This window comes from Agromyces sp. NPDC004153 (assembly GCF_053603635.1).
In genome coordinates this window covers 738775-762231 of record NZ_JBSGFY010000002.1, presented here as the reverse complement: position 1 = coordinate 762231, position 23457 = coordinate 738775, and the positions used below count along the sequence as shown (strand labels likewise).

The window sequence follows — 23457 nt, the reverse complement described above, 5'->3', positions numbered from 1 at the left end:
ATAGGGTGACGAGGTGCCAGGAATCCTCCCCGTCGAGATCGCCGTCCAGGATGCCGCCGGGGTCCGCATTGCGCTCCGCGAGGGCGCCGCTCGCGTCGAGCTGTGCCAGGCGCTCGGCCTCGGTGGGCTGACGCCGTCGCCCGGACTCGTCGAGTTCGCGGTGGAGGCGGCGCATGCGGCATCCGCACCGGGCTGCGTGCACGTGCTGGTCCGCCCCCGCGGGGGAGGGTTCGTCTACGACGCCGACGAGGTCGACGTGACGCTGCGCGACATCCGCTTCGCTCGCTCGCTCGGAGCCGACGGCGTCGTCGTAGGCGCACTGACGGATGCCGGCGAGCTCGACCTCGACCTGCTGCGCCGGTTCATCGACGCGGCCGATGACCTCGACGTCACGGTGCACCGGGCCGTGGATGCCGCGGCCGACCCGCTTGCCGCGGTGACCTCGCTCGCTGGGCTGCCGGTGCGCCGCGTACTCACGTCGGGCGGCGCCGCCGACTGCCGTGCCGGACGAGGGACCCTCGCGCGCATGGCGTCGGAGCTCGGGGGAGCCGTCGAGCTCATGGCCGGCGGCGGCGTCGGCGTCGACGACATCGCGGCGCTCGCCGAGGCGGGGGTCGATGCGGTGCTCCTGTCGGCGCGCAGCCGCGTGGCTCGTGGCGGACCCAGCGGCCCGGGCGGCGGCGAGGTCGGCTTCGACACGACGGATGCCGCGATCGTCCGCGCGGCGGTCGACGCCGCCGCTGCGACGGCGCGATGACGGCGACCGGGTCGATCACCGTCGCGGCCGAGGTCGAATCCCGGCGCGAGGACCCGCCCGAGCATCGCATCCTCCGCGCAGCGGCGCAGCTCGCGGGGACGGCGATCCTCGCCGGCGGGATCGCGACGGTCATCGGATCCGTGCTGATCCTCGTGGCCCCGGTCCTGTTCCTCTTCGTGGTCCCGTGGCCGCTCGTGCCGCTGGCGTCCGTCTCGGGCGGGGTCGCGGGCGGTGCCGGCCTGGCCGTCGCGCGAGCGCTCGGGTGGAGCACCGCGGCGGAGCGCCTGGTCGTTCCGGTTTCGGCCGCGATCGGGTCGATCCCGGTGCTCTGGTCCGTGTTCGTGCTCGGTCGGGCCACATCGCCATGGCTCTGGCCGGTATGGGTCGTCGCCGCGGTCGTCGTCGCGGCATGCGGGCATCAGCGAACGCTGCGGCATCCGCTCGACGAATGGCGGCCGGTGCTGGTGCGCCTGCTCGTCGGCATCAGCCTGACGATCGGCGTCTCGGCGCTCTTCGTGCTGCCGTTCGGAGCATGGCGGGAGGGCGGACTGCCGACGTTCCTCGCGCTCGGGGGAGTGCTCGCGCTGAGCGGGATCCTCGTCTCCCTCGGTCCGTTCCGCAGCCGCATCGCGGCCGGGCTCGCGTGGGCCGGGTTCACGCTGCTCGTCGCGTCGATCGTGGCGGTCATGGTCGGCGTGACGCTGCAGGCGCAGTTCGCCGCGCGAGAGGCCGCCCCATCGCCGCCGACCGTCTGGGGCGACGAGGGCGCCGACTGGGACCCGACGACGGACCTCCCTCCGGAGCCCGCCGCGAACGACCTGCAGCTGCCCACGCTCGAGGAGGGCCGGGCGCAGTTCGCGACGCTCGCCGCCGCCACGGTCGACGCCGCCGGCCCCGACGCGCGCTGGCGCGACCAGCCGGGCGCCGTCGTGCGCGAGGTCGACTGCGGCGACGGCGCCACGGCGCTGCGCATCGACGCGGAGTTCGCGATGGGAGATATCACCGACACCACGACCGACGAGCAGGACCGCGCCGTGACCGAGGCCAACCTCGCAGCGGCCGACCGCATCGTGCTCGCCTGGTCGGCGGCCGGGCTCGGCACGCCCGAGGTGCTGCACGGCGAGCCGATCCTCGGGGGCGCCGCGATGTCGGCCGTCGACTTCGCGAAGGTCGACTTCGCGTTCGGGGTCGCGCAGCCGCGCATCGAGGGCCGGTGCCTGCCGAACGGTTAATCCTCGTGGGTGCCGAAGCCGCAGGTCGAGCGATACTCGCCGAGCTGGCCGAGGTACGTGTGCCACTCGTCTCGAGTGAGATCGCGGCCCGCCATCCGGCAGGCTGCGTCGGCATGCGATGACGGTCGGAGGTCCCACAGGGCGATGCCCGCCTCCACGTTGAGCGCAAGCTCGTCGCCATCGGCACGGAGCACACCCGAGAAGGTGCCCTGGCCAGGGAAGGTCCATTCGCCCGCCACCGGGATGGGATCTCCAAGGCGGATCCCGGCGACGAGGTCGAAGACCGAGACCGTCTCGTTCAGGTCCGACGTCGCGAAGGTCCGTCCGTCGGCGCTCACGCTGACTCCGTCGAGACCACCGGAGGCGCTCGGAAGGGCACCGATCCGCTCGAAGGTGTCGGCGTCGTAACGGACGATCGACCGCTTGCGGAACACGCTGACGATCTCGTTCCGCGCGGTCAGCGCCGTGACGCCGATTCCGATCAGTCCCTTGCCGATCCGCTCGCCGGTCGCTGCGTCGAACAGGATGGAATCGGGTCTGTTCTCATCGTTCCAGCTCGTCACGAGCACTCGGCTGCCGTCGGGACTCGTCGAGAAGAAGACCGGATCTCCGCCGTCGGTCCGCAGCGTCGGTTCGATCCTGCGGCCGGTCGTCGGGTCGACCGTCCAGATCTCGCCGCCCTCCCGGCCGATGTACGTCCGGTCGCCCTCGACGTTCGTCCAGACGTCCAGAGCGTCCGCGGGCAGTTCGTCGCCCGAGAGGATCTCCGCGGTTCGGAGGTCGAGGTAGCCGGTGCGTTGCGGACCGTCGCCGCCGAAATCCCCGACGAGGGTCGACGATCCCGCCCATTTGACGCCGAACGACGGCGTCGGAAGTCGAAGTGTGAGTTCGCCGGCGCCCGTGTCGAGCACGGCGAACTCGCGATAGTCCGCCCACCATTCGGCGTCGACCATACGGCGGGCGACGATCAGACTCGAACCCGTCGGCGAGTACCCGTCGCGAATCACCCACCCCGGAGCGACCACCCGGGTGACGGCCCCGGATCCGTCGAGCTTCCATCGCGTGATCGCGTTGGCGCGACCGACGACGACGAGCTCCCGACGGTCTTCCACGACAGCCATGCTCCCCACGATCCCGAGGTGCGGCCTGAAGGAGCGCTCCGTCGGCAACCCCGTGTCGAGGCTGCGCTCCTCGATCTGCCCGAACAGGTCACCGCAATACACCGTCCGGAGCTCAGCGGAGGCGGTCACCCACGGGCACGGCTCGTTCATCTCGGAGCCGAACGGCTGCGACCATGCGACGCGGCCCGCGGCGAGGTCCACGTACGAGACTCGACGGTCGCCAGTCGTGATGACGGTCGTGTCGGAGACCACCGACATCGAGACGTTGGACGACTCCGGCGGCATCGGCACGGTGGCGATCACCGTCGCTGCCTCGGGGTCCACCACGAGCAGCGGTCCCTCGACGGTGCCGTAGAGCAGACGTCCGTCGGAAGTGAAGCGCACGGCTCCCGCTCGATTCGTGTTCCACTGCGCCTCATGAGCGGACGTGCCGGTCACCTGTCTCACCAGACCCGATTCGACGTCGATCAGGCGCAGCTCGCCGACCTCGTCGACCGCGGCGATCAGGCTGCCCGAATGGTTCATCGTGATGGAACTGAGCGGGAAGCCGAGCTCCATCGCGGGAAGGATCGAGTCTCCCGTCCCGACGTCGGCGACCGCGAGCTGAATCGTCAGAGCGTCGTCGTCGTCGAAGAACCGCTCGGCAAGCGCGACTCTCGTTCCATCGCCGCTTACGGCCGGGCCGTATCGAGTGTCGGTATCGGGTCCGTCTTTCGGGAGATCGACCGGGTACAGCAGTTCGCCGGAATCGATGTCGTAGACCGCGACCCCATCGAGCGCCACGCCGACCACCCGCCGCGTTCCGGGGACCAGCATGCTCGTCTGGACGTCCCCGAGGTACGTCGTCGCGAGGAGTCCGTGCGACCGCGTCATCGCGCCCATCAGCGCCGAACGCGCACGTGGGTCCTCGGGCCAGCGGCGGTACGCCTCCACCGCGAGCAGCGCGGCGACATCGCGTTCCGTGGCCCCCAGCGAGAGTGCTGCGCTGGTGAGTGCCTCGATCTGCGCAGTCTGTCGTTGGCGCTCGGTCTCATTCGACCCTGCAGCGACGAACCCTCCGGCGGTGACGGCCACCGCGAACAGCGCCACGGATGCCCCGAGCGCCACGCGCAGCTGACGGTTCTGCCGCCGGTCGTGTCGTGCGCGCTGTTCGATCTCCTCGACGGCGGCGCGCTCGTGATCGGCGGATGCCTCGAGGAACGCTTCTTCGGTGTCGGTGAGTTCGGGGTGGGCGGCATCGCGCCACGCCAAGACCGCGTTGAGACGCGCCCCGCGATACAGATCCTCGTCCGGACGTCCGTCGGCCTCCCACGTGTCGGCGGCCGTGGCGAGCGATCGCATCGTGCGAAGTCCCTCGGCGTCGTCTTCGAGCCAACCGCGAAGTCGAGGCCACGCAGTGGCGAGGGATTCGTGCGCAACGACGAGCGAATCCTCCTCGGCGCTGACCAGCCGTGCGCTCGCGAGACTTGCGAGGACGCGTTCGTGCGCGGCATCCTGCCTCATGGGCCGGATCGGGATGCGCCGGCGCATCGGGGCGCCATCGGCCCCGATCTCGACGAGTCGCAGGAAGGTCGACCGACACGTCGCCCGGGCCTCGGGGTCGAGCGACAGGTAGAGGTGGTCTGCGGACTGGGCGATGGCGCCCGAGATGCCACCCGAGTCCTCGTAGCCCGCGACCGTGAGCGTGGATCCTTCGCGACGCGCCCAGGTCTCGACGAGGGCGTGGGAGACGTGGGGCAGCACACCCGGGGCGCCCGCGGCATCCCGGAGGATCAACTCGACCAGCCCCGGCTCGAGGCGGAGGCCGGCGAGCGCCGCAGGCTCCTCGATCGCACTGCGGAGGCCCTCGGGAGTGAGCGGCCCGACCAGGTGCACGCCGGCTGCGAAGAGCGGGCCGATGCCGGGAGCGGCGGCGCATGAGCTGAGGAAGTCGGCGCGCACGGCGACGATGATCCGCTGGCCCGCGGCGACGGCCGTCGCGATCAGCGAGCCCACCTCCTCGATCTGCGACTCAGGAAGTCCGGTGTGGAACAGCTCCTCGAACTGATCGATGACGACCACCGTCCCGGTGCGGTCAGCGAGCGCCTCACGCAGCCGGGCGATCGGAGCCGCCCCCGTGCTGATGACCACGACCTGTTCGCCGCGCGCCCGAAGTGCGGGCACGACCCCGGCCAGGAGCAGCGACGACTTCCCGCTGCCGGACGCGCCCGAGATGGCAAGGAACGGCGAGCTCGCGAGCCGCCCCAGCGCCGCCTGCACATCGGCGTCGCGACCGAAGAACTCGTCGGCGTCCTCGATGCCGAACGGCTGCAGGCCCCGGTACGGACATCCGAGGCCTCCGACCGGAACGGCAGTGGGCGCTTCGAGTGCGGCGTCCTGGTTGAGGATCGAGGTCTCCAGCGTAGTGAGCTCGGAGCCGGGGGAGATGCCCAGCTCGTCGGCCAGTCGCTCGCGTGCCGCGCGGAGGGCGGCGAGCGCGTCGGCCTGGCGACCGGACCGATACAGCGCCGTCGCGAGGATCGCCCACCGCCGCTCCCTCAGCGGGTCGTTCCGCACGAGTCGCTCGGCGGCCGCGACGACCGCCCGGTGCTCGCCGCTCTCGAGGCGCGCCATGAGGAGGTCCTCCTCGGCGGTGGCCCTGACCTCATCGAGCCGCTGCGCCTCGATGAGGGCGGGCGGCCATTCGCCGAGGTCGGAGTAGGGCCTGCCGATCCAGAGCGCGAGGGCGCGCTCGATCAGGTCGACGGCACGAGCCGGGTCGCCGTTCGTACGATGCGTCGCCGCGGCGTCGAGGAGTCCTTCGAACCGCACGACGTCGATCGCGTCGCCGTCGACGCGGAGACGATAGCCCGCTCGTGTGGTGCCCACCGCCGTTGCCCCGATGGCCCGTCGCACGTGCACCACGAACGCCTGCAGCTGCTTGCGCCAGGTGGCCGGCACGTCGTCGCCCCACAGACCATCCGCCAGTTCGGACGGCGAGACGACACTTCCGGATCGAAGGACGAGGACGGCGAGCAGGGACCGCTCCTTGGGGCTGAGCCTGCCGCTGTCGATCGTGAGGTCACCGAGTACTCGGATCTCCACACCTGCATTGTGTTCTCGGCCCGAAGGGCTGTCAACGACGGCCGGGCGCCACCCATACCCGTTCCATACCGATCGCCGTTCGGCACCATACCGTTGCGCGCGAACGTGCGGTCATGAACACCACGAAGAAGACCCGTATCACCGCCCTCACCATCGCGCTCGCCGCGACGCTGGCTGCCGGACTCGGCGCTTGCGCCGGGTCGAACGTGGACACGTTCGCCGAGCGACGGGCGAGCGACCTCAGCCACGAGGTGCAGCGCGCCGAGAACCGCGTCGACGCATTCGCCGCGAAGTCCCAGTACCGCGACCAGGCCGAGCGCCGGGCCGGATTCGAGGTTTCCGACGGAGCAGCCTCGCACTACGCCGACCAGGTCGAGCGCCGCCTGCGCCTCACCAGGTGAACACCCTCGCGTCGTCGTCGGGTCCGTGGCCCGGCGACGACGCGGCGTCGCAGGAGGCCTAGCTCCGCGCGAGCCGGAGCGCCTTCTCGGTGAAGTAGCTCACCTCGCCGTCGACATCCTCGACCCCGAAGACGAACTTGCCCGACGGCGTAGCCCGGACATCGATGACTGCGCCGCGTCCGCGCGGAGTGAGCACGTCGGCTCCCGGCGTGAAGATGGTCTCGCTCATACGCTCGATCATGCGGGCGCGGGGCAGCGGTCCGCGTCCCCCGTGAGACGGAGATGTCGGTGACGGAAGCTGCAGGCGGAGCGCTACGGCCCGAGCTCGCCGAGGTGCGCACGGGTCCGGGGCATCCGGCTCGCTAGTCTGGTCGCATGAGCCCGGATCCCGACGACGACGCGCTGCGCTGGGAGGGCGACGACGACCCCACGCTCGCCCCCGGGTGGAAGGTCGTCGGCAACCCGTCCCGGGCCGAGTCGACGGATGCCGCGGCATCCGCCCAGGGCACCGAGCCGAACGGCGCCACGGCGGTCGACCACGTCGACGGCGATGAGCGAGCCGAGCAAGCCGCGACGGCCGACGCCGACGACGCGGACGCCGCGGCGCAGCCAGGCTCGGCGGAACTCGTGCTGCTCGGCGTGCTCGGCGGCGTGTACCTCCTCTACTCCGTCGGCTGGCTCATCTGGGCGATCTCGGCGGCCCCCGACCTCGGCGACCCGGTCGCGCAGTTCATGTACGGGCTCGGTCGCTGGCTCGCCGTGCTCGCGCCCGCGCTGTGGTTCGGCACGACCCTCTGGCTGGCGTCCGAGCGCCGCCGCGCACGGCTGCTCTGGCTCATCGTCGGCGCGATCGTCCTCGTCCCCGTCCCGTTCCTGCTGCGAGGTTGAGATGACCGAGGCCTCCGTTCCCGCCGACGCCGGCGCCGCGGCATCCGCCGACGAAGTCGATGCACCGCGATCGGCGACCCCGTTCTGGCTCGCCGTCACGATCGCCGTGCTGTTCGGCGTGCTCTACGCCTACGACGTGTGGGAGGCCGTCGGCAACCTCGTCGGCCTCAACCTGCAGGCGGGGTCGCTCGGCATCGCCCTCTCGGGCCTCGGGCTCACGCTGCTGATCGTCGCGCTCGTGCTGCCGTTCCTCCTCTTCGGCGTCGCGTTCTGGCTCGGCCACCGCCGCGGACCGCTGCAGCAGGTCGTGCTGTTCCTCGCCGGCTACGCCGCCGTGCAGGCCCTCACCTTCGGGCTCACCGACCTCTTCTTCCAGGTCGGCGGCCTCGACCTCGGCTGACGGGCGCGACCGTGACGGCGGCGTCGTCACAGAACGGATGCCGCATGCGCCCTCCAGTAGAGTGAGCGGGTAGCGCCCCCACGGCGTGTGGCGCATCCCCACCCGCACATCAGAGCGCCGCGTGCGCGCTTCGCCCCGAAGGAATCGTTCGTGTCAAAGCCGGTCGTGCTGATCGCCGAAGAACTCTCGCCCGCCACCGTCGACGCCCTCGGGCCCGACTTCGAGATCCGCAACGTCGACGGCACCGATCGTCCGGCGCTGCTCGAGGCGATCGCCGACGCGAACGCCATCCTGGTGCGATCGGCGACGAAGGTCGATGCCGAGGCGATCGCGGCCGCGCCGAGACTCCAGGTCATCGCCCGCGCCGGAGTGGGCCTCGACAACGTCGACATCAAGTCCGCCACGACGGCGGGCGTCATGGTCGTGAACGCGCCGACCTCGAACATCATCTCGGCGGCCGAGCTCACGGTCGGCCACATCCTGAGCCTCGCCCGCCACATTCCGGCGGCGCACTCCGCGCTCGCGCAGGGGGAGTGGAAGCGGTCGCACTACACCGGCGTCGAGCTCTACGAGAAGACCATCGGCATCATCGGCCTCGGCCGTATCGGCGCACTCATCGCCGCCCGCCTGCAGGCGTTCGGCACCGAGGTCATCGCGTACGACCCCTACATCACGGCGGCTCGCGCGCAGCAGCTCGGCGTGCAGACCGTGAGCCTCGACGAGCTCCTCGAGCGCAGCGACTTCATCACCATCCACATGCCGAAGACGCCCGAGACGACCGGCATGATCGGTACCGAGCAGCTCGCGAAGATGAAGCCGACGGCCTACGTCGTCAACGTCGCCCGTGGCGGCCTCATCGACGAGGACGCGCTCTACGACGCGCTCGCCGCGCGCACCATCGCCGGTGCCGGGCTCGACGTCTTCGTCTCCGAGCCGCCGCGCGAGTCGCCGCTGCTCGCGCTGCCGAACGTCATCGTCACGCCGCACCTCGGCGCGTCGACCGACGAGGCGCAGGAGAAGGCCGGCGTCTCGGTCGCGAAGTCGGTGCGCCTCGCGCTCGCCGGCGAGCTCGTGCCCGACGCGGTCAACGTCGCCGGCGGTGTCATCGACCCGTACGTGCGGCCCGGCATCCCGCTCGTCGAGAAGCTCGGCCAACTCTTCGCCGGCCTCGCCGACACCGCGATCACGAGCCTCGACGTCGAGGTGCACGGCGAGCTCGTCGACTACGACGTCAGCGTCTTCAAGCTGGCCGCGCTGAAGGGCGTCTTCACGAACGTCGTGAGCGAGAGCGTCTCGTACGTGAACGCCCCGCTCCTCGCCGAGCAGCGCGGCATCGACGTGCGCCTCATCGTTGACGCCGACTCGCCCGAGTACCGGAACGTCATCACGCTCGCCGGCGCGCTCGCCGACGGCCGCCAGATCTCGGTCTCGGGCACGCTGACCGGCACGAAGCAGATCGAGAAGCTCGTGGGTGTCAACGGCTACGAGATCGAGGTGCCGATCGCGACGACCCACATCGTGATGCAGTACACCGACCGCCCCGGCATCGTGGCGATCTACGGCCGGGAGTTCGGCGACGCCGGCATCAACATCGCGGGCATGCAGATCGCGCGCCGCGAGGCGGGCGGCCAGGCGCTGAGCGTCCTCACGGTCGACTCGCCGGTGCCGACCGAGGTGCTCGACCGGGTGCGCGAGGCGATCGACGCCGACGTGCTCGTCGAGATCGACATCACCGAGGAGTAGCGGGCGCCGCTCCGGCTCAGCTCGTCGGCGGCTCGGCCGCGAGCCGCTCGAGCATCGCCACGAGCGCGTCCATCTCGCTCGCGGCCGGGGCGTCGACGCCGGTCTCGGCGTCGTCGCCGTGCAGCGCCGAGTCGTAGTAGAGGCCGTCGCCGATCAGGGTGATGGCGAGCGCCACCGTCGGGTCGGCCACGTGCGTACGCACGGCGCCCATCCAGCGCTCGCGCACCGAGCGGATCATGCGCACGGCCGACGGATGCCCCGCCTGCGCCAGTCGCGCCGCCGCCACGCCCGCGCGCTCGAGCGCCGTGTCGTGCGACACCGACGAGCGCACGAAGTACGCGACCGCGCCCTCGGGCGCCTCGGCCATGACCTCGAGGTCGGCGTCGACCAGCGCGGAGAACCGCGCCAACACGCCCTCGACCAAGGCCTCCCGGTTGGGGAAGTGGTAGAGCAGCCCGCCCTTCGAGACGCCGGCGGCGCGGGCCGCGGCGTCGAGGGTCGCGGCGCGCTCGCCGTCCTCCACGAGGAGTCGCTCGAACGCATCGAGCACGGCGTCGCGTGCTGCTGGAGGGCGGCTCATGTGCTCGATGCTAGCGAGACGGGAGCGAGCGGCATCCGTGCATGATCTGATACTATACCGGCTGGACGGTATAGTAATGGAACCCGAGATGACGAACACCACGGAACGCACGATCACGCCCATCGAGCACGCGACGGATGCCGCCGCGCGCATCGATCCCGGCCGGTCGACGCGCGCGCCGGGGCGCGCCTGGCTCGCGCTCGCCGTGCTCATGCTGCCGGTCCTGCTCGTCTCGGTCGACAACACCGTGCTGAGCTTCGCCCTGCCGGCGATCTCCGCCGACCTCGCGCCCACGGCGGCGCAGCAGCTCTGGATCATCGACGCCTACCCGCTCGTGCTCGCCGGACTGCTCGTGGCGATGGGCAGCGCCGGCGACCGCTACGGACGCCGCCGGCTCCTGCTGATCGGCTCGACCGGATTCGCGCTCGTCTCGATCGGCGCGGCATTCGCGCCCACGGCCGAGGCGCTCATCGCCGCGCGCGCCGCGCTCGGGTTCTTCGGCGCCATGCTCATGCCCTCGACGCTGTCGCTGCTGCGCGCGGTCTTCACCGAGCGCGAGCAGCGCCGGCTCGCGATCGCGATCTGGGCGTCGGGCTTCGCCGCGGGCAGCGCGATGGGTCCGCTGGTCGGCGGCCTGCTGCTCGAGCACTTCCACTGGGGCTCGGTGTTCCTCCTCGCCGTGCCCGTGCTCGTGCCGCTGCTCGTGTTCGTGCCGATGCTCATCCCCGAGAGCCGCGACCCGGCTCCTGGCCGCATCGACCTCGTGAGCACCGTGCTGTCGCTCGCGGCGATGGGCCCCATCGTCTACGGCATCAAGTCGCTCGCGACCGAGGGCCTCGACGGGTTCGGCGTGCAGGCGATCGTGCTCGGCGCATTCTGCGCGATCTGGTTCGTGCGGCGCCAGCTTCGCAGCGAGACGCCGATGCTCGACGTGCGCCTGTTCCGCCAGGGCTCGTTCGGCGGCGCCGTCGTCGTGAACCTGTTCAGCGTCATCGCGCTCGTCGGGTTCCTCTACTTCGTGTCGCAGCACCTGCAGCTCATCGCGGGACTCAGTCCGGTCGCGGCCGGACTCGCGCTGCTGCCGGGTCTCGTCGCGATGATCGCCGCCGGCCTCCTCGTCGTGCCGATCGCGCGCCGGGTGCGTCCGCGCGTGCTCGTCCCGATCGCGCTCGGCTTGTCGGCGTCGGGATACCTCGTGATCGCGCTGTTCGCCGGATCCGGCTCGATCGGCCCGATCGTGCTCGCGTTCGTGCTCCTCGGCGTGGGCATCGGCGCGGCCGAGACCGTGTCGAACGAGCTCATCCTCTCGAGCGCGCCGCCGGCGAAGGCGGGAGCCGCGTCCGCCGTCTCCGAGACCGCCTACGAGCTCGGCGCGGTGCTCGGCACAGCGATCCTCGGCAGCATCCTCGCGGTGCAGTTCCGGGCGGGCCTCGTGCTCCCGTCGGTGCTCACCGACGAGCAGGCGGATGCCGCGCGCGAGACACTCGCGGGCGCGATGACGGTCGCCGACGGGCTTCCCGGCCCGATCGGCGCGCAGCTCGCGGCATCCGCTGCGCACGCCTTCGACGCAGGTGTCGTGGTGACCTCGCTCATCGGCGTCGCGCTGATGGGGGCCGCGACCGTCGTCGCGGCGATCGCCCTGCGGAACCCGAAGGCACCGCGCGCCTGAGCACGCCGCGCGCGAGCGTGGCCGGAACGACGAACGGCCGCCGCCCCTCCCGGGCGGCGGCCGTGTCGTGACGTTCGGGTCAGAGCGTCGTCGGGTCCTCGGGAGCCGAGTGCTCGTTGCGGGTCACTCGGCTGCCGGTCGCCGGGTCCACGCTCGTCTGCGACGTGGAGATCGAACGGCGACGGCGGGCGAGGAGGACGATGCCCAGGATGATCACGATCGCTCCGGCGATCATCAGGATGTAGCCGACCAGCTGCAGGTTGATCCAGTCGACGGTGAGGTTGAGCGCGAACGCGAGGATCGCGCCGATGACGAAGAGCACGATGCCGAGACCGAGACTCATGTGGGGGTTCCTCTTTCTCTCCGGCGGCTTCGGGTGCCGCGCTTCGATGAGGTGGATACCTCGTCCTGAGCCCCACTGTAACCATCGGCCTCCCGCGCGGACACTACGCTGGGAGGGCTGGCGCACGAAGGAGAATCCATGGTAGGTACGGTCAGGCTCGCAGTCATTCCGGGCGATGGGATCGGCCCCGAGGTCGTCGCCGAGGCGCTCAAAGCGCTCGACGCGGCGGTCGCCGACACCGACGTCGCCTTCGAGCAGACGCCGTTCTCGCTGGGTGCCGGGCGCTATCTCGAGACGGGCGACGTCCTGACCGACGACGACCTGGCCGCCATCAAGGGGCACGACGCGATCCTGCTCGGCGCGGTCGGCGGCGTGCCCGGCGATCCTCGCCTGGCGGGCGCCAACATCGAGCGCGGACTGCTGCTGAAGCTCCGCTTCGAGCTCGACCACTACGTGAACCTCCGCCCCTCGGTGCTGCACCCGGGTGTCGCGAGCCCGCTCGCCGACCCGGGCGAGGTCGACTTCGTCGTCGTGCGCGAGGGCACCGAGGGTCCCTACGTGGGCAACGGCGGCGCGATCCGCGTCGGCACGCCCGCCGAGGTGGCGAACGAGGTGTCCGTCAACACCGCCTACGGGGTCGAGCGCGTCGTGCGCTACGCGTTCGCCGCGGCATCCGCTCGCCCGCGCAAGAAGCTGACCCTCGTGCACAAGACCAACGTGCTGGTCTTCGCCGGGTCGCTCTGGAAGCGCACGGTCGACGCCGTCGCCGCCGAGTATCCCGACGTGACGGTCGACTACCTGCACGTCGACGCCGCGACGATCTTCCTCGTGACCGATCCTGCTAGATTCGACGTCATCGTCACGGACAACCTCTTCGGCGACATCCTCACCGATCTGGCCGGCGCGATCAGCGGCGGCATCGGACTGGCGGCCTCGGGCAACATCAACCCCGACGGCCGGTTCCCGAGCATGTTCGAGCCCGTACACGGCTCCGCACCCGACATCGCCGGGAAGGGCATCGCCGACCCCACCGCCGCGATCCTCTCCGTCGCCCTGCTGCTCGACCACCTCGGTCACCGCGAGCAGGCGGCGAAGGTGCAGCGGGCGGTCGCCGCAGACATCGCCGAACGCGGCGACGCACGACGTTCGACCTCCGAGGTCGGCGACGCGATCGTCGCCCGCATCGGCGCACACGAGTAACCAGCGCATCCGAAGGACGAAAGCACATGACCATCAACCTCCCGCTCCAGGCACCCTCCGCGGCAGGGCTCACCTGGGCCGTCACCCGCAACGACGCGGCGAAGACCGACGCCGAGCGCGACGCGATCCTCGCCGACCCGGGCTTCGGCAACCACTTCACCGACCACATGGTCGACCTCTGCTGGTCGGAGAAGGGCGGCTGGCACCGCCCGCGCGTCTCGCCGTACGGCCCGATCCAGCTCGAGCCGTCGGCCGCGGTGCTGCACTACGCGCAGGAGATCTTCGAGGGCCTCAAGGCGTACCGCCACGCCGACGGGTCGATCTGGTCGTTCCGCCCCTACGAGAACGCGGCTCGCCTCCAGCGCTCGGCCGCGCGCCTCGCGCTGCCCGAGCTGCCGAGCGAGTACTTCATCGAGTCGCTCAAGCAGCTGATCGCGCTCGACGGCGCCTGGGTGCCCACCGCCCCCGAGACGAGCCTCTACCTGCGCCCGTTCATGTTCGCCAAGGAGGCCTTCCTCGGCGTGCGCCCCGCGAAGAAGGTGGCCTACTACCTCATCGCGAGCCCGGCGGGCGCCTACTTCCACGGCGGCGTGCAGCCCGTTTCGATCTGGCTCTCCACGCACTACGCCCGCGCGGGCAAGGGCGGCACCGGGGCGGCGAAGACCGGCGGCAACTACGCGTCGAGCCTGCTGCCGCAGGCCGAGGCGGCCCAGCACGGATGCCAGCAGGTGCTGTTCCTCGACGAGGGGAAGTACCTCGAGGAGCTCGGCGGCATGAACGTGGTGCTCGTCTACCGCGACGGCACGGTCGTGACCCCCGAGTCGGACTCGATCCTCGAGGGCATCACGCGCGACTCGGTGCTCCAGCTCGCGAAGGACCGCGGCCACGTGGTGGAGAGCCGCAAGGTCACCATCGACGAATGGCGCGAGGGCGCGGCATCCGGCGACATCGTGGGTGCGTTCGCCTGCGGCACGGCCGCCGTGGTCACGCCCATCGGCCGCCTGCTCGCCGAGGACTTCGAGATCGTGCACTCGGGCCCGCAGTCCACCGAGCTCGCCCTGTCGCTGCGCGAGGAGCTCACCGGCATCCAGTACGGGCGCGTCGAGGACCGCCACGGCTGGATGACGCGGCTCGACGCCTGATGGCGGTGGCCTGATGGCGACCGCTCGCATCCGGCCGTTCCGGCGCGAGGACACCGAGGCGGTCGTGGCGCTCTGGCGCGCGGCCGGCCTCGTCGTCCCGTGGAACGACCCGTATCGCGACATCGAGCGCAAGCTCTCGGTGCAGCCCGAGCTGTTCCTGGTCGTCGACGACGCGGCATCCGCATCGGAGGTCGTCGGCGCCGCGATGGTCGGCTACGACGGCCACCGCGGCTGGGTGAATTACCTCGCGGTCGACGAGTCGCGCCGCGGCGAGGGCATCGGCGCGGCGATCATGGCCGAGGCCGAGCGCCTGCTCGTCGAGCGAGGCTGCCCGAAGTTCAACCTGCAGGTGCGGTCGACGAACGAGGGCGTCATCGACTGGTACCGCTCGCTCGGCTACGAGCCCGACCACGCGGTGGGGCTCGGCAAGCGGCTCATCCCCGACGTTCCCGAACCCGGTTCGCCCGCCCAATAGGCTGGCTGCATGAAGATCGCGCGCTTCTCCCACGGCGACACCATCGCCTTCGGCATCGTCGACGAGGAGGAGGACGAGCTCGTCGTGCTGAAGGCCGACCCGATGTTCGCGGGCTACGAGCCGACGGGCGCGCGCGTGCCGCTCGTCGAGGCGCGCCTGCTCGCGCCGGTCATCCCGCGGTCGAAGGTCGTCGCGGTCGGCAAGAACTACCACGAGCACGCCGAGGAGATGGGCGGTGAGGCGCCGCCCGAGCCGCTGCTCTTCCTCAAGCCGAACACCTCGGTCATCGGGCCCGGCGATGCCATCGTGCTGCCCCGGCAGAGCGAGCAGGTCGAGCACGAGGGCGAGCTCGCGGTGGTCATCGGCCGCATCGCGAAGAACGTGGCCGAGGCGGATGCCGCGGGCGTGATCTTCGGGTACACGATCGCGAACGACGTGACCGCGCGCGACCTGCAGCGCCGCGACGGCCAGTGGACCCGCGCGAAGGGCTTCGACACGTTCTGTCCGCTCGGACCGGTCATCGACACCGAGCTGGACCTCGACGGCGGCACGATCGAGACCATCGTCGACGGCGAGCGGCGCCAGCACGGTCGGCTGGCCGACATGGTGCACTCGATCCCGGCCATCGTCGCCTACGCGTCGAGCGTGTTCACGCTGCTGCCCGGCGACGTCATCCTCACCGGCACGCCAGCGGGCGTCGGCCCGCTCGTCGACGGCGACACCGTCGAGGTCACGGTGTCGGGACTCGGCACGCTGTCGAACCCGGTGCGCGCAGCGGGCTGATCGGCCCGGGGCATCCGCCGTCGGGGCTCAGCGGCCCAGCGGCTCAGCGGCCCAGCGTGCGGGCGGCGAGGTCGACGTCCTCGTCGTCGTTCCACAGGTGGAACGCCACGCGGGCGCGACCGGCGCGTCCTGAGGCGGTGATGCCGGCCGCGGTGAGCGCCCGGAGCGACGTGCCGTCGGCGTCGGGCCAGGCGACGATCGCGCTGTTCGACGGGTCGAGTCCGATGCGCTCGCGGAACGCGTTCGCGAGGTCCACGGCGTGATCGCGCACCTCCTCGGCATCGAGCGACGCGGCGAAGCCGAGCGCGGCCTCCGCGCCCATCCACGCGTGCCAGGCGGGGGAGACGTCGAAGCGGCTCGCGTCTTCGGCGAGGTGCAGGTCGGGTCCGTAGCACGAGGCCCACGGGTCGGTCCCCGACCACCAGCCGGCGTCGATCGGCACGAACTCGGCGAGGGCGCGGTCCGAGAAGGCGGCGAACGCTGCGCCGCGCGGCGCGCACAGCCACTTGTAGGAGTGGCAGACCAGCAGGTCGGCCTCGACGTCGGTCGTCGGCATCCACCCGGTCGCCTGGGTCGTGTCGACGAGCACGCGCGCACCGACGGCACGTGCGGCCTCGGCCACGGATGCCGCGTCGGTGACCGCGCCCGTCGCGGACTGCACGAGCGAGTACGCCACCAGCCACGTGCTCGGCCCGATCTCGTCGGCGAGCGCGTCGAACGGCACGTGCCGCACGCGCAGGTCGCCGCGCACGAGGAACGGCCCGACGAGCGAGGAGAAGTCGCCCTCGATGCACACGATCTCCGCACCGGCGGGCGCGGCTGCCGCGGCGAGCGCGACGAAGGGGGAGACCTGCGATCCCGTGGCGATCCGCGTCGTGTCGACGCCGAGGAGCGTCGCGGCATGTGCGCGCGACCGCTCGACGGCCGCCGTGTACTCCAGCGAGTCGGCGGTGCCGGCGGCCCAGCGCTCGAGGTCGCGTCGCACCGCGTCGACGGTGACGTCGGCGGGCAGGCCGAGCGTGCACGCGGCGAGGTAGCCTCGGCCCGCCGAGAATCGGTCGCGGACGGCGGCGAGTCGGTTCTGCACGGTGGGGGTCATGTCCCCAGTCTCCGCCTGCGGCATCCATTCGACAACGGCAGGTATGTGATCACACCCATGCCGTGCCGTTATGCTTCTGGGCATGTCGGACGCGTCCATCGACGGCCTCGCCGCCGCCCTCGACCTCCAGACCGTGCGCGTCGTGCGCCAGGTCGCCGAGCACGGCTCGCTGACCGCTGCCGCCGAGGCGCTCGGCTACAGCCAGCCCGCGGTGAGCCAGCAACTGCGCCGCTTCGAGGAGCGCACGGGCATCGCGCTCGTCGAACGCGTGGGTCGCGGCATCCGCCTCACGCAGTCGGGCCGCGTGCTCGCGCGCCACGCGTACGCGGTCGCGACCGCGCTCGAGGCCGCGGCCGGCGAGCTCGCCGAGATCCGCGGACTGCGCGCCGGGCGCGTGCGGCTCGTCGCCTTCCCGTCGGCGTCGGCGTCGCTCGTGCCGCGGCTCATCTCGGCGCTGGGCGCGGCGCACCCGGGCGTCGCCGTGACCTACGTCGAGGCCGAGCCTCCCGAGGCCGTGGCCGCCGTCCGTGCCGACCGCGCCGACCTCGCGATCACGTTCAGCTATCCCGGCGACCGCGACGACCCGCACCGCGCGAGCGCCCGCGGCCTCGACGTGCGCGCGTTCGGCGAGGAGCCGATCCGGCTCGTGCTGCCCGAGGGGCACCCGGCCGCGGCATCCGAGGTCGTCGACCTGGCCGCGCTGCGCGACGACCCGTGGATCGCCGGCTGCCCCCGCTGCCGCGGCCACCTGCTCGAGCTGGCGGATGCCGCGGGGTTCACGCCGCGCATCGCGTTCGAGACCGACAACTTCGTGGCCGTCGAGGGGATGGTCGCGCAGCGGCTCGGCGTGGCGCTGCTGCCCGCGCTCGCGCTCGCGGCCTCGCCGCGGCATCCCGAGGTCGTGACGCGGCCGACGGCACGGGCGGATGTGCGGTCGCTCCATCTCGTCACCGCGCGAGGTGCGGAGCGCGTGCCCGCCGTCGCGGCCGCGATCGCGGCGCTCGAGTCGCTCGCCGCCTGACGCGACGGCCAGCGCGGCTGCCGTCGGCGGACACGGCGGCGACGCGCCGCTCGATAGCATGGACGGGTATGTCCGAGACAGCCCACCCCACCACGTCCGCCACCGGTTCCGACATCCGCGTGCGCTTCTGCCCCTCGCCCACGGGCACGCCCCACGTCGGCCTCGTGCGCACCGCGCTCTTCAACTGGGCGTACGCCCGGCACACCGGCGGCACCTTCGTGTTCCGCATCGAGGACACGGATGCCGCGCGCGACAGCGAGGAGAGCTACGAGCAGATCCTCGACGCGCTCACCTGGCTCGGGCTCGACTGGGACGAGGGGGTGAACGTCGGCGGACCGCACGGCCCCTACCGCCAGTCGCTGCGCAGCGAGATCTACGCCGACGTCGTGGAGCAGCTCAAGGCGTCGGGTCACGTGTACGAGAGCTACTCGACCGCCGACGAGATCGACGCCCGCAACGAGGCGGCCGGTCGGCCCAAGCAGCTCGGCTACGACAACTTCGACCGCGATCTCACCGACGAGCAGCGCGCCGCGTTCCGCGCCGAGGGACGGCAGCCCGCGCTGCGCCTTCGCGTGCCCGACGTCGACCTCGGGTTCGACGACCTCGTGCGCGGCCGCATCGACTTCGCCGCGGGATCCACGACCGACTTCGTGGTCGTGCGCCCGAACGGCGCCCCGCTCTACACGCTCGTGAACCCGGTCGACGACGCGCTCATGGGCATCACGCACGTGCTCCGGGGTGAAGACCTGCTGAGCTCCACGCCCCGCCAGATCGCGCTGTACCACGCGCTCATCGACATCGGCGTCACGACGTTCGTGCCGCGGTTCGGGCACTTGCCCTACGTGATGGGCGAGGGCAACAAGAAGCTCTCGAAGCGCGACCCCGAGTCGAACCTGTTCCACCACCGCGACCGGGGCTTCATCCCCGAGGGCCTGGTGAACTACCTGGCGCTCCTCGGCTGGGGCTTCTCGGCCGACCGCGACGTGTTCAGCCGCGACGAGCTCGTGGCCGCGTTCGACGTGGTGAACGTCAACCCGAACCCGGCGCGGTTCGACCTGAAGAAGGCCGAGGCGATCAACGGCGACCACATCCGCCAGCTCGCGACGACAGACTTCGCCGGGCGCACCGTGCCCTACCTGCAGGCGGCCGGCGCCGTCGAGACGCCGATCTCGCCCGCGCAGGAGGCCGTGCTCGTCGAGGCCGCCCCGCTCGTGCAGGAGCGCATCGGCCTGCTCGGCGAGGCGCCGGGCATGCTGGGCTTCCTGTTCACGGATGCCGCGGGCCTGTCGTACGACGTCGACGCCCTCGCCGCCCTCCCCGCCGACGCGCGCGCAGTGCTCGCCGCGGCCCGCGACGCCCTCGACCGGCTGCCCGCCGACGCGTGGACGCACGACCAGATCGAGGAGGCGCTCCGCGGCGCCCTCGTCGACGGACTCGGCCTCAAGCCGCGCGTCGCCTTCGGGCCCATTCGCACCGCGATCTCGGGTCGCCGGGTGTCACCGCCGCTGTTCGAGTCGATGCAGATCCTCGGCAAGATCGACTCGATCGACCGGATCGACCGGCTCGTCGGGGAGCTCGGCCCGGCGGAGTAGCTGCGGCGCGGGCCAGTCGGTGGTCGTCGTCGCTGCCTTCGTTCGGACGAGGGGGAGCGGGGTCGTGGGGCGAGGCTCGCTCAGTTTGGTCGGGGTGCGGTGCGTAGGCTAGAGTTGCGTGTCGGCCCGAGCTTCGGCTGAGGGCCATTGGGGTATGGTGTAATTGGCAACACGGCTGATTCTGGTTCAGTTGTTCTTGGTTCGAGTCCAGGTACCCCAGCCATGAAGGAAACCCCCGGTCATCCGGGGGTTTCTGTGTTTCATCGGAGGGTCGGGCAGTGCCCGATTCTCGGCGGTCCATCGAACGTCGCCAGTCTCGAGCTGCTACGGATCGCCGCGGTCTTCGGCGAGGAGCGGGACCCGCGGGTCAGATCGGTCCGGCGGTGTTGTGGCCGTCTGTGTCGCGCCTGAGGGCCGTCTCCGCGCGAGCGCTGCGCACGTTCTGATCGACGTCGCCGCCCATCCGCCGGTCGAGCGCACTGCCCCTGCCGAATCGCTTCCACAGCACGACGGCGACGACGGCGAGGACGATGATCCCGCCGACCACGATCCAACTCACCAGGTCCATGGTTCCCCTCCTCCGGTTCCCGATGCGGCGTCCCGCGTCACAGGCCTCCGGGATGCCCGCCGATGCCTCCGCGCCGCTTGGTGACGGACTCGGCGTCCTGAGCTTCGCGCGCGCCGTCGCGGTCGAGTCCGCCGATCGGCGCGCGTCCCTTCCCGAACCGGTTCCAGAGAGCCACCCCGACCGCGGCGAGCACGATCACCACGCCGACCACGATCCAGCTCACCAGGTCCATGGTTCCCCTCCGATCGACGCGCCACGTCACCGCGCGGTTCCTGCGCCGGATGCTACGCCCGACCCCGCTCGGCGGCGACGACCGCACGGACGGGCGGCCCCGGGGCATCCACCCCAATGCGAGGGACCCCGGGGATCGGCGAATCACGCGCCGGACACGACGACGCGGCGGATGCCCGGAGGCACCCGCCGCGCCGCCGCAGCGTCAGCTGTCGAACCGGTTCTTGAACGCGTCGGCGCTCTTGCCCGCGCCGTGCGACTTGCCGGGCACGCGCACGTCGTTCACCGTCGAGGTGTCCATGGCGAGCGTGATCACGGCGGCCGCGAGGGCGTCGGCGTTCACGTCGAGGGCGTGCACGTTGACGTTCCCGACCAGCTCGTAGTCCGCACGCAGCTCGTTGTACAGCGCCACGTTCTGGCCGTCGCCCCTCAGGTTGTCGCAGAACGCGTGGTAGCACGGATCGTACGCCGCTCCGGGCACGCCCCCGTAGAGGGCGGCCTCGTCAGCCGTCTTGACACCTTCGGCGCCGGTGAACAGGCCGCCGGCCGGGATGCCCACCGCGATGAACGGCCCGTAGTCGCTACGGCCCGAGAACTCGGTGTCCTGGTAGGGCTCGCCACGGCTGTCGTAGAACGCCTCGAACACGTCCTCGATCTCCGCGGAGCCCGGGGGGATGAACCCCGGAGCCGCGGTCCCGCTCGAGTTGTCGCCGTCGTAGATCCCGAACATGTAGTTGGGCGACCCGATCATGTCGAAGTTGAGGTAGAGCGCGATCTGCGCGATCTGGTCGTCGGTGAGCTGTTCGACGTAGTACTCCGACCCCAGCAGGCCCTCTTCCTCGGCGCCCCACCAGGCGAACCGGACGGCGCTGTTGGTCTTGACCTTCTTCATCTGGATCGCCGTCTCGAGCAGCGCGGCGCTGCCCGAGCCGTTGTCGTTGATCCCGGCGCCGTCCTGCACGCTGTCGAGGTGCGCGCCGGCCATGACGGTGTTGGCGCTGTTCCCCGACGTCGTCTCCGCGATCACGTTGTAGGCCTTGCGCGTCTCCGCGGCGAAGTCGACCGTCACGGTGACGGTCGCGCCCGGCGTCGCGGCGAGGTTCTCGCCCGCCGCCGACGTGACGAACACCGCTGGGACCGTGAGCCCGGTGGCGTCGCCGATCATGTTGATGAGCCCGGTGCGCCCGGGCTGGCCCTCGTTCATGATGATGACACCGGCCGCGCCCGCCGTCTGCGCGTTCAGCGCCTTGACGGCGAAGCCGCACGTGCCGCGCTGCATCAGGGCGATGCCGCCGACCGGGAACCCGATGAAGTCGGATGCCTCGCAGCCGCTGGTGTTGCTGTTCGCTGGGAGCCCGGCGGCGGGGACGACCAGGCCGACCGGGACGAGCGTGCCCGTTGCGGTTCCCTCGGGCGTGCCCGAGTCGAACGTGTTCCGCAGGAAGTCGATGCCGTTGACGAAGGTCCTCGGCTGGGGGGTCACGCGGATGAGCTCGCTGTTCTCCTCGAAGTAGGGGAAGTCGAACTCCTGCACCTCGGGCGCGTACCCGGCGGCCTCGAGCTCCTCCACGACGTAGTCGACCGACGCGGCATAGCCGTCACGGCCGGCCGCTCGGTCGCCGCCGTTGGCGTCGGCGATGTCCTGCAGGGCATCGAGGTGGTCGAGGACGCCCTCGGCGGTGACGGCGTTCGTGAGCTTCTTGACGGTGTTGTTGCTCGGTGCTGCGTACGCAGGACTCGCGGCCACCGCCACCGCCGCGAGTGCGGCGATCGTGGCAACGCTCCAGATGCGTCTGTTCGGGATCGGCATGTCGCCCTCTCCGCCGGCGCGCCATCGAGCCGGCTGTCCGTGATCGCATGCTGGCACACCATCGCAGATGCGGTCGACCCCCAGTTCCGGGATCCGGTGTCCGCCGATCCCGCGCGGCGGCGACGACCGTCCGGACGGGTGGCGGCGAGGCATCCACCCCAAAGCGAGGGACCCCGACCCGGAGAAATTGATCGGAGTCCCTCGTTCCCTTTGGGTGTCGGGCTCGTGGGCGTTCGCCGATGACTGAGGATGCCTCGACAAACGCGGTGCTCCCATCGTAGGGGTGCGGGAGCGGGGGACACTGCCCCCAGAACTGGGCGACGCCGGGGGTGGACGCGCACGACAGCCGCACGATATGGGGGACCGAGGAGCTCTGGCGGGCCCTCGTCGGCACGCGTACGCTCCGTCTCAGGGGGATGCCGACCCGCGCAGGTCGAGCGCGGGAGGCCCACGTCGTGCAGGGAGAGGGAGACATGTGCCGCTGGCTCGCATACACGGGGGAACCGCTTCAGCCCTCGACGTTGATCCTCGACGCGCAGCAGTCGCTCGTCAAGCAGTCGCTGAACTCGCAGCTCGGTGCCGAGACCGTGAACGGCGACGGATTCGGGCTCGGGTGGTATCCGGCCAACGAGGCCGCAGGGGGCATCCCGGCCCTGTTCCACAGCACCGAGCCCGCATGGAACGACGAGAACCTGCGTGAGCTCGCGCACGCCATCGAGAGCCCGCTGTTCTTCAGCCACGTCCGCGCGGCGGCCGGGCCGCCGATCCAGCAGACGAACTGCCACCCGTTCCGGTACCAGAACTGGATGTTCATGCACAACGGCTTCCTCGGCGACTTCCTCAAGATGAAGCGCGACCTCGTCTTCGCGGTCGATCCATCCCTGTATCCCGACATCAAGGGGACGACCGACTCCGAGGTCGTCTTCCACCTCGCGCTCACCTACGGGCTCATGGACGATCCGATCGAGGCGATGCGCCAAGCCGTCCGCAAGGTCGAGTCGGTGGGCCACGAGCTGGGGGTGAGGTTCCCGATGCAGGGCACCATGGCGCTCTCCGACGGGTCGACGATCTGGGCGTTCCGCTACTCGTCGCAGGGTCGCTCGCGCTCGCTCTTCCACTCGGTCGAGATCGACACGCTGCGGGAGATGTATCCCGAGGTCGAGCGCCTGAAGCTGTTCGGTCGCCGCGCCCGCGTCGTGGTGTCCGAGCCACTCAACGACCTGCCCGGCGCGTTCCTCGAGGTGCCCGAGTCGACCGTCGCGATCCTCCACGAGAGCGGGTACCAGTACGAGCCGTTCCTCGATGCCGCATAGGTCGG

At 71.3% G+C, this 23457-nt stretch carries 22 protein-coding genes and 1 tRNA gene; 15 read left to right on the top strand and 8 right to left on the bottom strand.

Annotated features, from left to right (window positions below; all coding sequences use genetic code 11):
• Positions 1-13: 13 nt before the first annotated feature.
• Together ACWEOH_RS17490 and ACWEOH_RS17485 are read left to right on the top strand one after the other, a co-directional pair.
• Complete coding sequence (locus ACWEOH_RS17490; protein ID WP_452033114.1) at positions 14-757, top strand: copper homeostasis protein CutC; 744 nt, start codon at positions 14-16, stop codon at positions 755-757.
• The gene (locus ACWEOH_RS17485; RefSeq protein ID WP_452033112.1) at positions 754-1989 is read left to right on the top strand and encodes a hypothetical protein; all 1236 of its coding nucleotides are present in this window, start codon (positions 754-756) and stop codon (positions 1987-1989) included. Before ACWEOH_RS17490 ends, ACWEOH_RS17485 begins: the two co-directional genes overlap by 4 nt.
• Here ACWEOH_RS17485 and ACWEOH_RS17480 read toward each other — a convergent pair.
• Complete coding sequence (locus ACWEOH_RS17480; RefSeq protein WP_452033110.1) at positions 1986-6194, bottom strand: nSTAND1 domain-containing NTPase; 4209 nt, start codon at positions 6192-6194, stop codon at positions 1986-1988. The genes ACWEOH_RS17485 and ACWEOH_RS17480 overlap by 4 nt on opposite strands.
• Before the next feature lie 113 nt (positions 6195-6307).
• Here ACWEOH_RS17480 and ACWEOH_RS17475 point away from each other — a divergent pair, with 113 nt between their 5' ends.
• Complete coding sequence (locus tag ACWEOH_RS17475) at positions 6308-6595, top strand: hypothetical protein (RefSeq protein WP_452033108.1); 288 nt, start codon at positions 6308-6310, stop codon at positions 6593-6595.
• 58 nt (positions 6596-6653) lie between these two features.
• On the opposite strand, the gene ACWEOH_RS17470 is transcribed toward ACWEOH_RS17475, so the two are convergent.
• Positions 6654-6824 carry a hypothetical protein gene (locus ACWEOH_RS17470; protein WP_452033106.1) on the bottom strand — a complete coding sequence of 57 codons (171 nt, stop codon included), beginning with the start codon at positions 6822-6824 and terminating at the stop codon, positions 6654-6656.
• 146 nt (positions 6825-6970) lie between these two features.
• Between ACWEOH_RS17470 and ACWEOH_RS17465 the strand changes: the two genes are divergently transcribed.
• From ACWEOH_RS17465 to serA, 3 genes are all read left to right on the top strand, one after another.
• On the top strand, positions 6971-7483 hold the full coding sequence (locus ACWEOH_RS17465; protein WP_452033104.1) for a DNA polymerase III subunit gamma/tau: 513 nt from the start codon (positions 6971-6973) through the stop codon (positions 7481-7483).
• A gap of 1 nt (position 7484) precedes the next feature.
• On the top strand, positions 7485-7883 hold the full coding sequence (locus tag ACWEOH_RS17460; protein ID WP_452033102.1) for a hypothetical protein: 399 nt from the start codon (positions 7485-7487) through the stop codon (positions 7881-7883).
• A 150-nt stretch (positions 7884-8033) separates the two neighbouring features.
• Entirely contained in the window at positions 8034-9626 is a 1593-nt protein-coding gene (gene serA / locus ACWEOH_RS17455) for a phosphoglycerate dehydrogenase (RefSeq protein ID WP_452033100.1), read from the top strand.
• A 16-nt stretch (positions 9627-9642) separates the two neighbouring features.
• Here the strand turns inward: serA and ACWEOH_RS17450 are convergent, their stop codons facing one another.
• Positions 9643-10206, bottom strand: coding sequence for a TetR/AcrR family transcriptional regulator (locus ACWEOH_RS17450; protein ID WP_452033098.1), 564 nt, complete (start codon positions 10204-10206; stop codon positions 9643-9645).
• An 88-nt stretch (positions 10207-10294) separates the two neighbouring features.
• Between ACWEOH_RS17450 and ACWEOH_RS17445 the strand changes: the two genes are divergently transcribed.
• Positions 10295-11875 carry an MFS transporter gene (locus tag ACWEOH_RS17445; protein WP_452033096.1) on the top strand — a complete coding sequence of 527 codons (1581 nt, stop codon included), beginning with the start codon at positions 10295-10297 and terminating at the stop codon, positions 11873-11875.
• A 79-nt stretch (positions 11876-11954) separates the two neighbouring features.
• Here ACWEOH_RS17445 and ACWEOH_RS17440 read toward each other — a convergent pair whose 3' ends face one another.
• Positions 11955-12218 carry a DUF6458 family protein gene (locus ACWEOH_RS17440; RefSeq protein WP_452033095.1) on the bottom strand — a complete coding sequence of 88 codons (264 nt, stop codon included), beginning with the start codon at positions 12216-12218 and terminating at the stop codon, positions 11955-11957.
• A gap of 138 nt (positions 12219-12356) precedes the next feature.
• Here ACWEOH_RS17440 and ACWEOH_RS17435 point away from each other — a divergent pair, with 138 nt between their 5' ends.
• Genes ACWEOH_RS17435 through ACWEOH_RS17420 form a run of 4 tightly spaced genes read left to right on the top strand, consistent with a single transcriptional unit; the run spans position 12357 to position 15818 of the window.
• Positions 12357-13418: a 3-isopropylmalate dehydrogenase gene (locus ACWEOH_RS17435; protein ID WP_452033093.1), complete on the top strand. Its 1062-nt coding sequence runs from the start codon at positions 12357-12359 to the stop codon at positions 13416-13418.
• A gap of 26 nt (positions 13419-13444) precedes the next feature.
• Complete coding sequence (locus tag ACWEOH_RS17430) at positions 13445-14560, top strand: branched-chain amino acid aminotransferase (RefSeq protein ID WP_452033091.1); 1116 nt, start codon at positions 13445-13447, stop codon at positions 14558-14560.
• Positions 14561-14573: 13 nt separating this feature from the next.
• Complete coding sequence (locus ACWEOH_RS17425) at positions 14574-15035, top strand: GNAT family acetyltransferase (RefSeq protein ID WP_452033089.1); 462 nt, start codon at positions 14574-14576, stop codon at positions 15033-15035.
• 9 nt (positions 15036-15044) lie between these two features.
• Entirely contained in the window at positions 15045-15818 is a 774-nt protein-coding gene (locus tag ACWEOH_RS17420; RefSeq protein ID WP_452033087.1) for a fumarylacetoacetate hydrolase family protein, read from the top strand.
• 43 nt (positions 15819-15861) lie between these two features.
• On the opposite strand, the gene ACWEOH_RS17415 is transcribed toward ACWEOH_RS17420, so the two are convergent.
• Positions 15862-16917, bottom strand: a complete 1056-nt coding sequence (locus tag ACWEOH_RS17415; RefSeq protein WP_452033085.1) for an aminotransferase class V-fold PLP-dependent enzyme — start codon at positions 16915-16917, stop codon at positions 15862-15864.
• Between the two features lie 82 nt (positions 16918-16999).
• Here ACWEOH_RS17415 and ACWEOH_RS17410 point away from each other — a divergent pair, with 82 nt between their 5' ends.
• The 3 genes from ACWEOH_RS17410 (at position 17000) to ACWEOH_RS17400 (ending at position 19753) form a co-directional block, all read left to right on the top strand.
• The gene (locus ACWEOH_RS17410; RefSeq protein ID WP_452033083.1) at positions 17000-17938 is read left to right on the top strand and encodes a LysR family transcriptional regulator; all 939 of its coding nucleotides are present in this window, start codon (positions 17000-17002) and stop codon (positions 17936-17938) included.
• A gap of 68 nt (positions 17939-18006) precedes the next feature.
• On the top strand, positions 18007-19530 hold the full coding sequence (gltX, locus tag ACWEOH_RS17405) for a glutamate--tRNA ligase (protein ID WP_452033081.1): 1524 nt from the start codon (positions 18007-18009) through the stop codon (positions 19528-19530).
• Positions 19531-19678: 148 nt separating this feature from the next.
• Positions 19679-19753, top strand: a tRNA-Gln gene (locus ACWEOH_RS17400).
• Between the two features lie 144 nt (positions 19754-19897).
• On the opposite strand, the gene ACWEOH_RS17395 is transcribed toward ACWEOH_RS17400, so the two are convergent.
• The 3 genes from ACWEOH_RS17395 to ACWEOH_RS17385 form a co-directional block, all read right to left on the bottom strand.
• Positions 19898-20098, bottom strand: coding sequence for a hypothetical protein (locus ACWEOH_RS17395; protein ID WP_452033079.1), 201 nt, complete (start codon positions 20096-20098; stop codon positions 19898-19900).
• 37 nt (positions 20099-20135) lie between these two features.
• Positions 20136-20330: a hypothetical protein gene (locus ACWEOH_RS17390; RefSeq protein ID WP_452033077.1), complete on the bottom strand. Its 195-nt coding sequence runs from the start codon at positions 20328-20330 to the stop codon at positions 20136-20138.
• A 204-nt stretch (positions 20331-20534) separates the two neighbouring features.
• Positions 20535-22139, bottom strand: a complete 1605-nt coding sequence (locus tag ACWEOH_RS17385) for a M28 family peptidase (protein WP_452033075.1) — start codon at positions 22137-22139, stop codon at positions 20535-20537.
• A gap of 473 nt (positions 22140-22612) precedes the next feature.
• On the opposite strand from ACWEOH_RS17385, the gene ACWEOH_RS17380 reads away from it, so the two are divergent.
• Positions 22613-23452 carry a class II glutamine amidotransferase gene (locus ACWEOH_RS17380; RefSeq protein ID WP_452033074.1) on the top strand — a complete coding sequence of 280 codons (840 nt, stop codon included), beginning with the start codon at positions 22613-22615 and terminating at the stop codon, positions 23450-23452.
• The last annotated feature ends 5 nt before the right edge of the window (positions 23453-23457 follow it).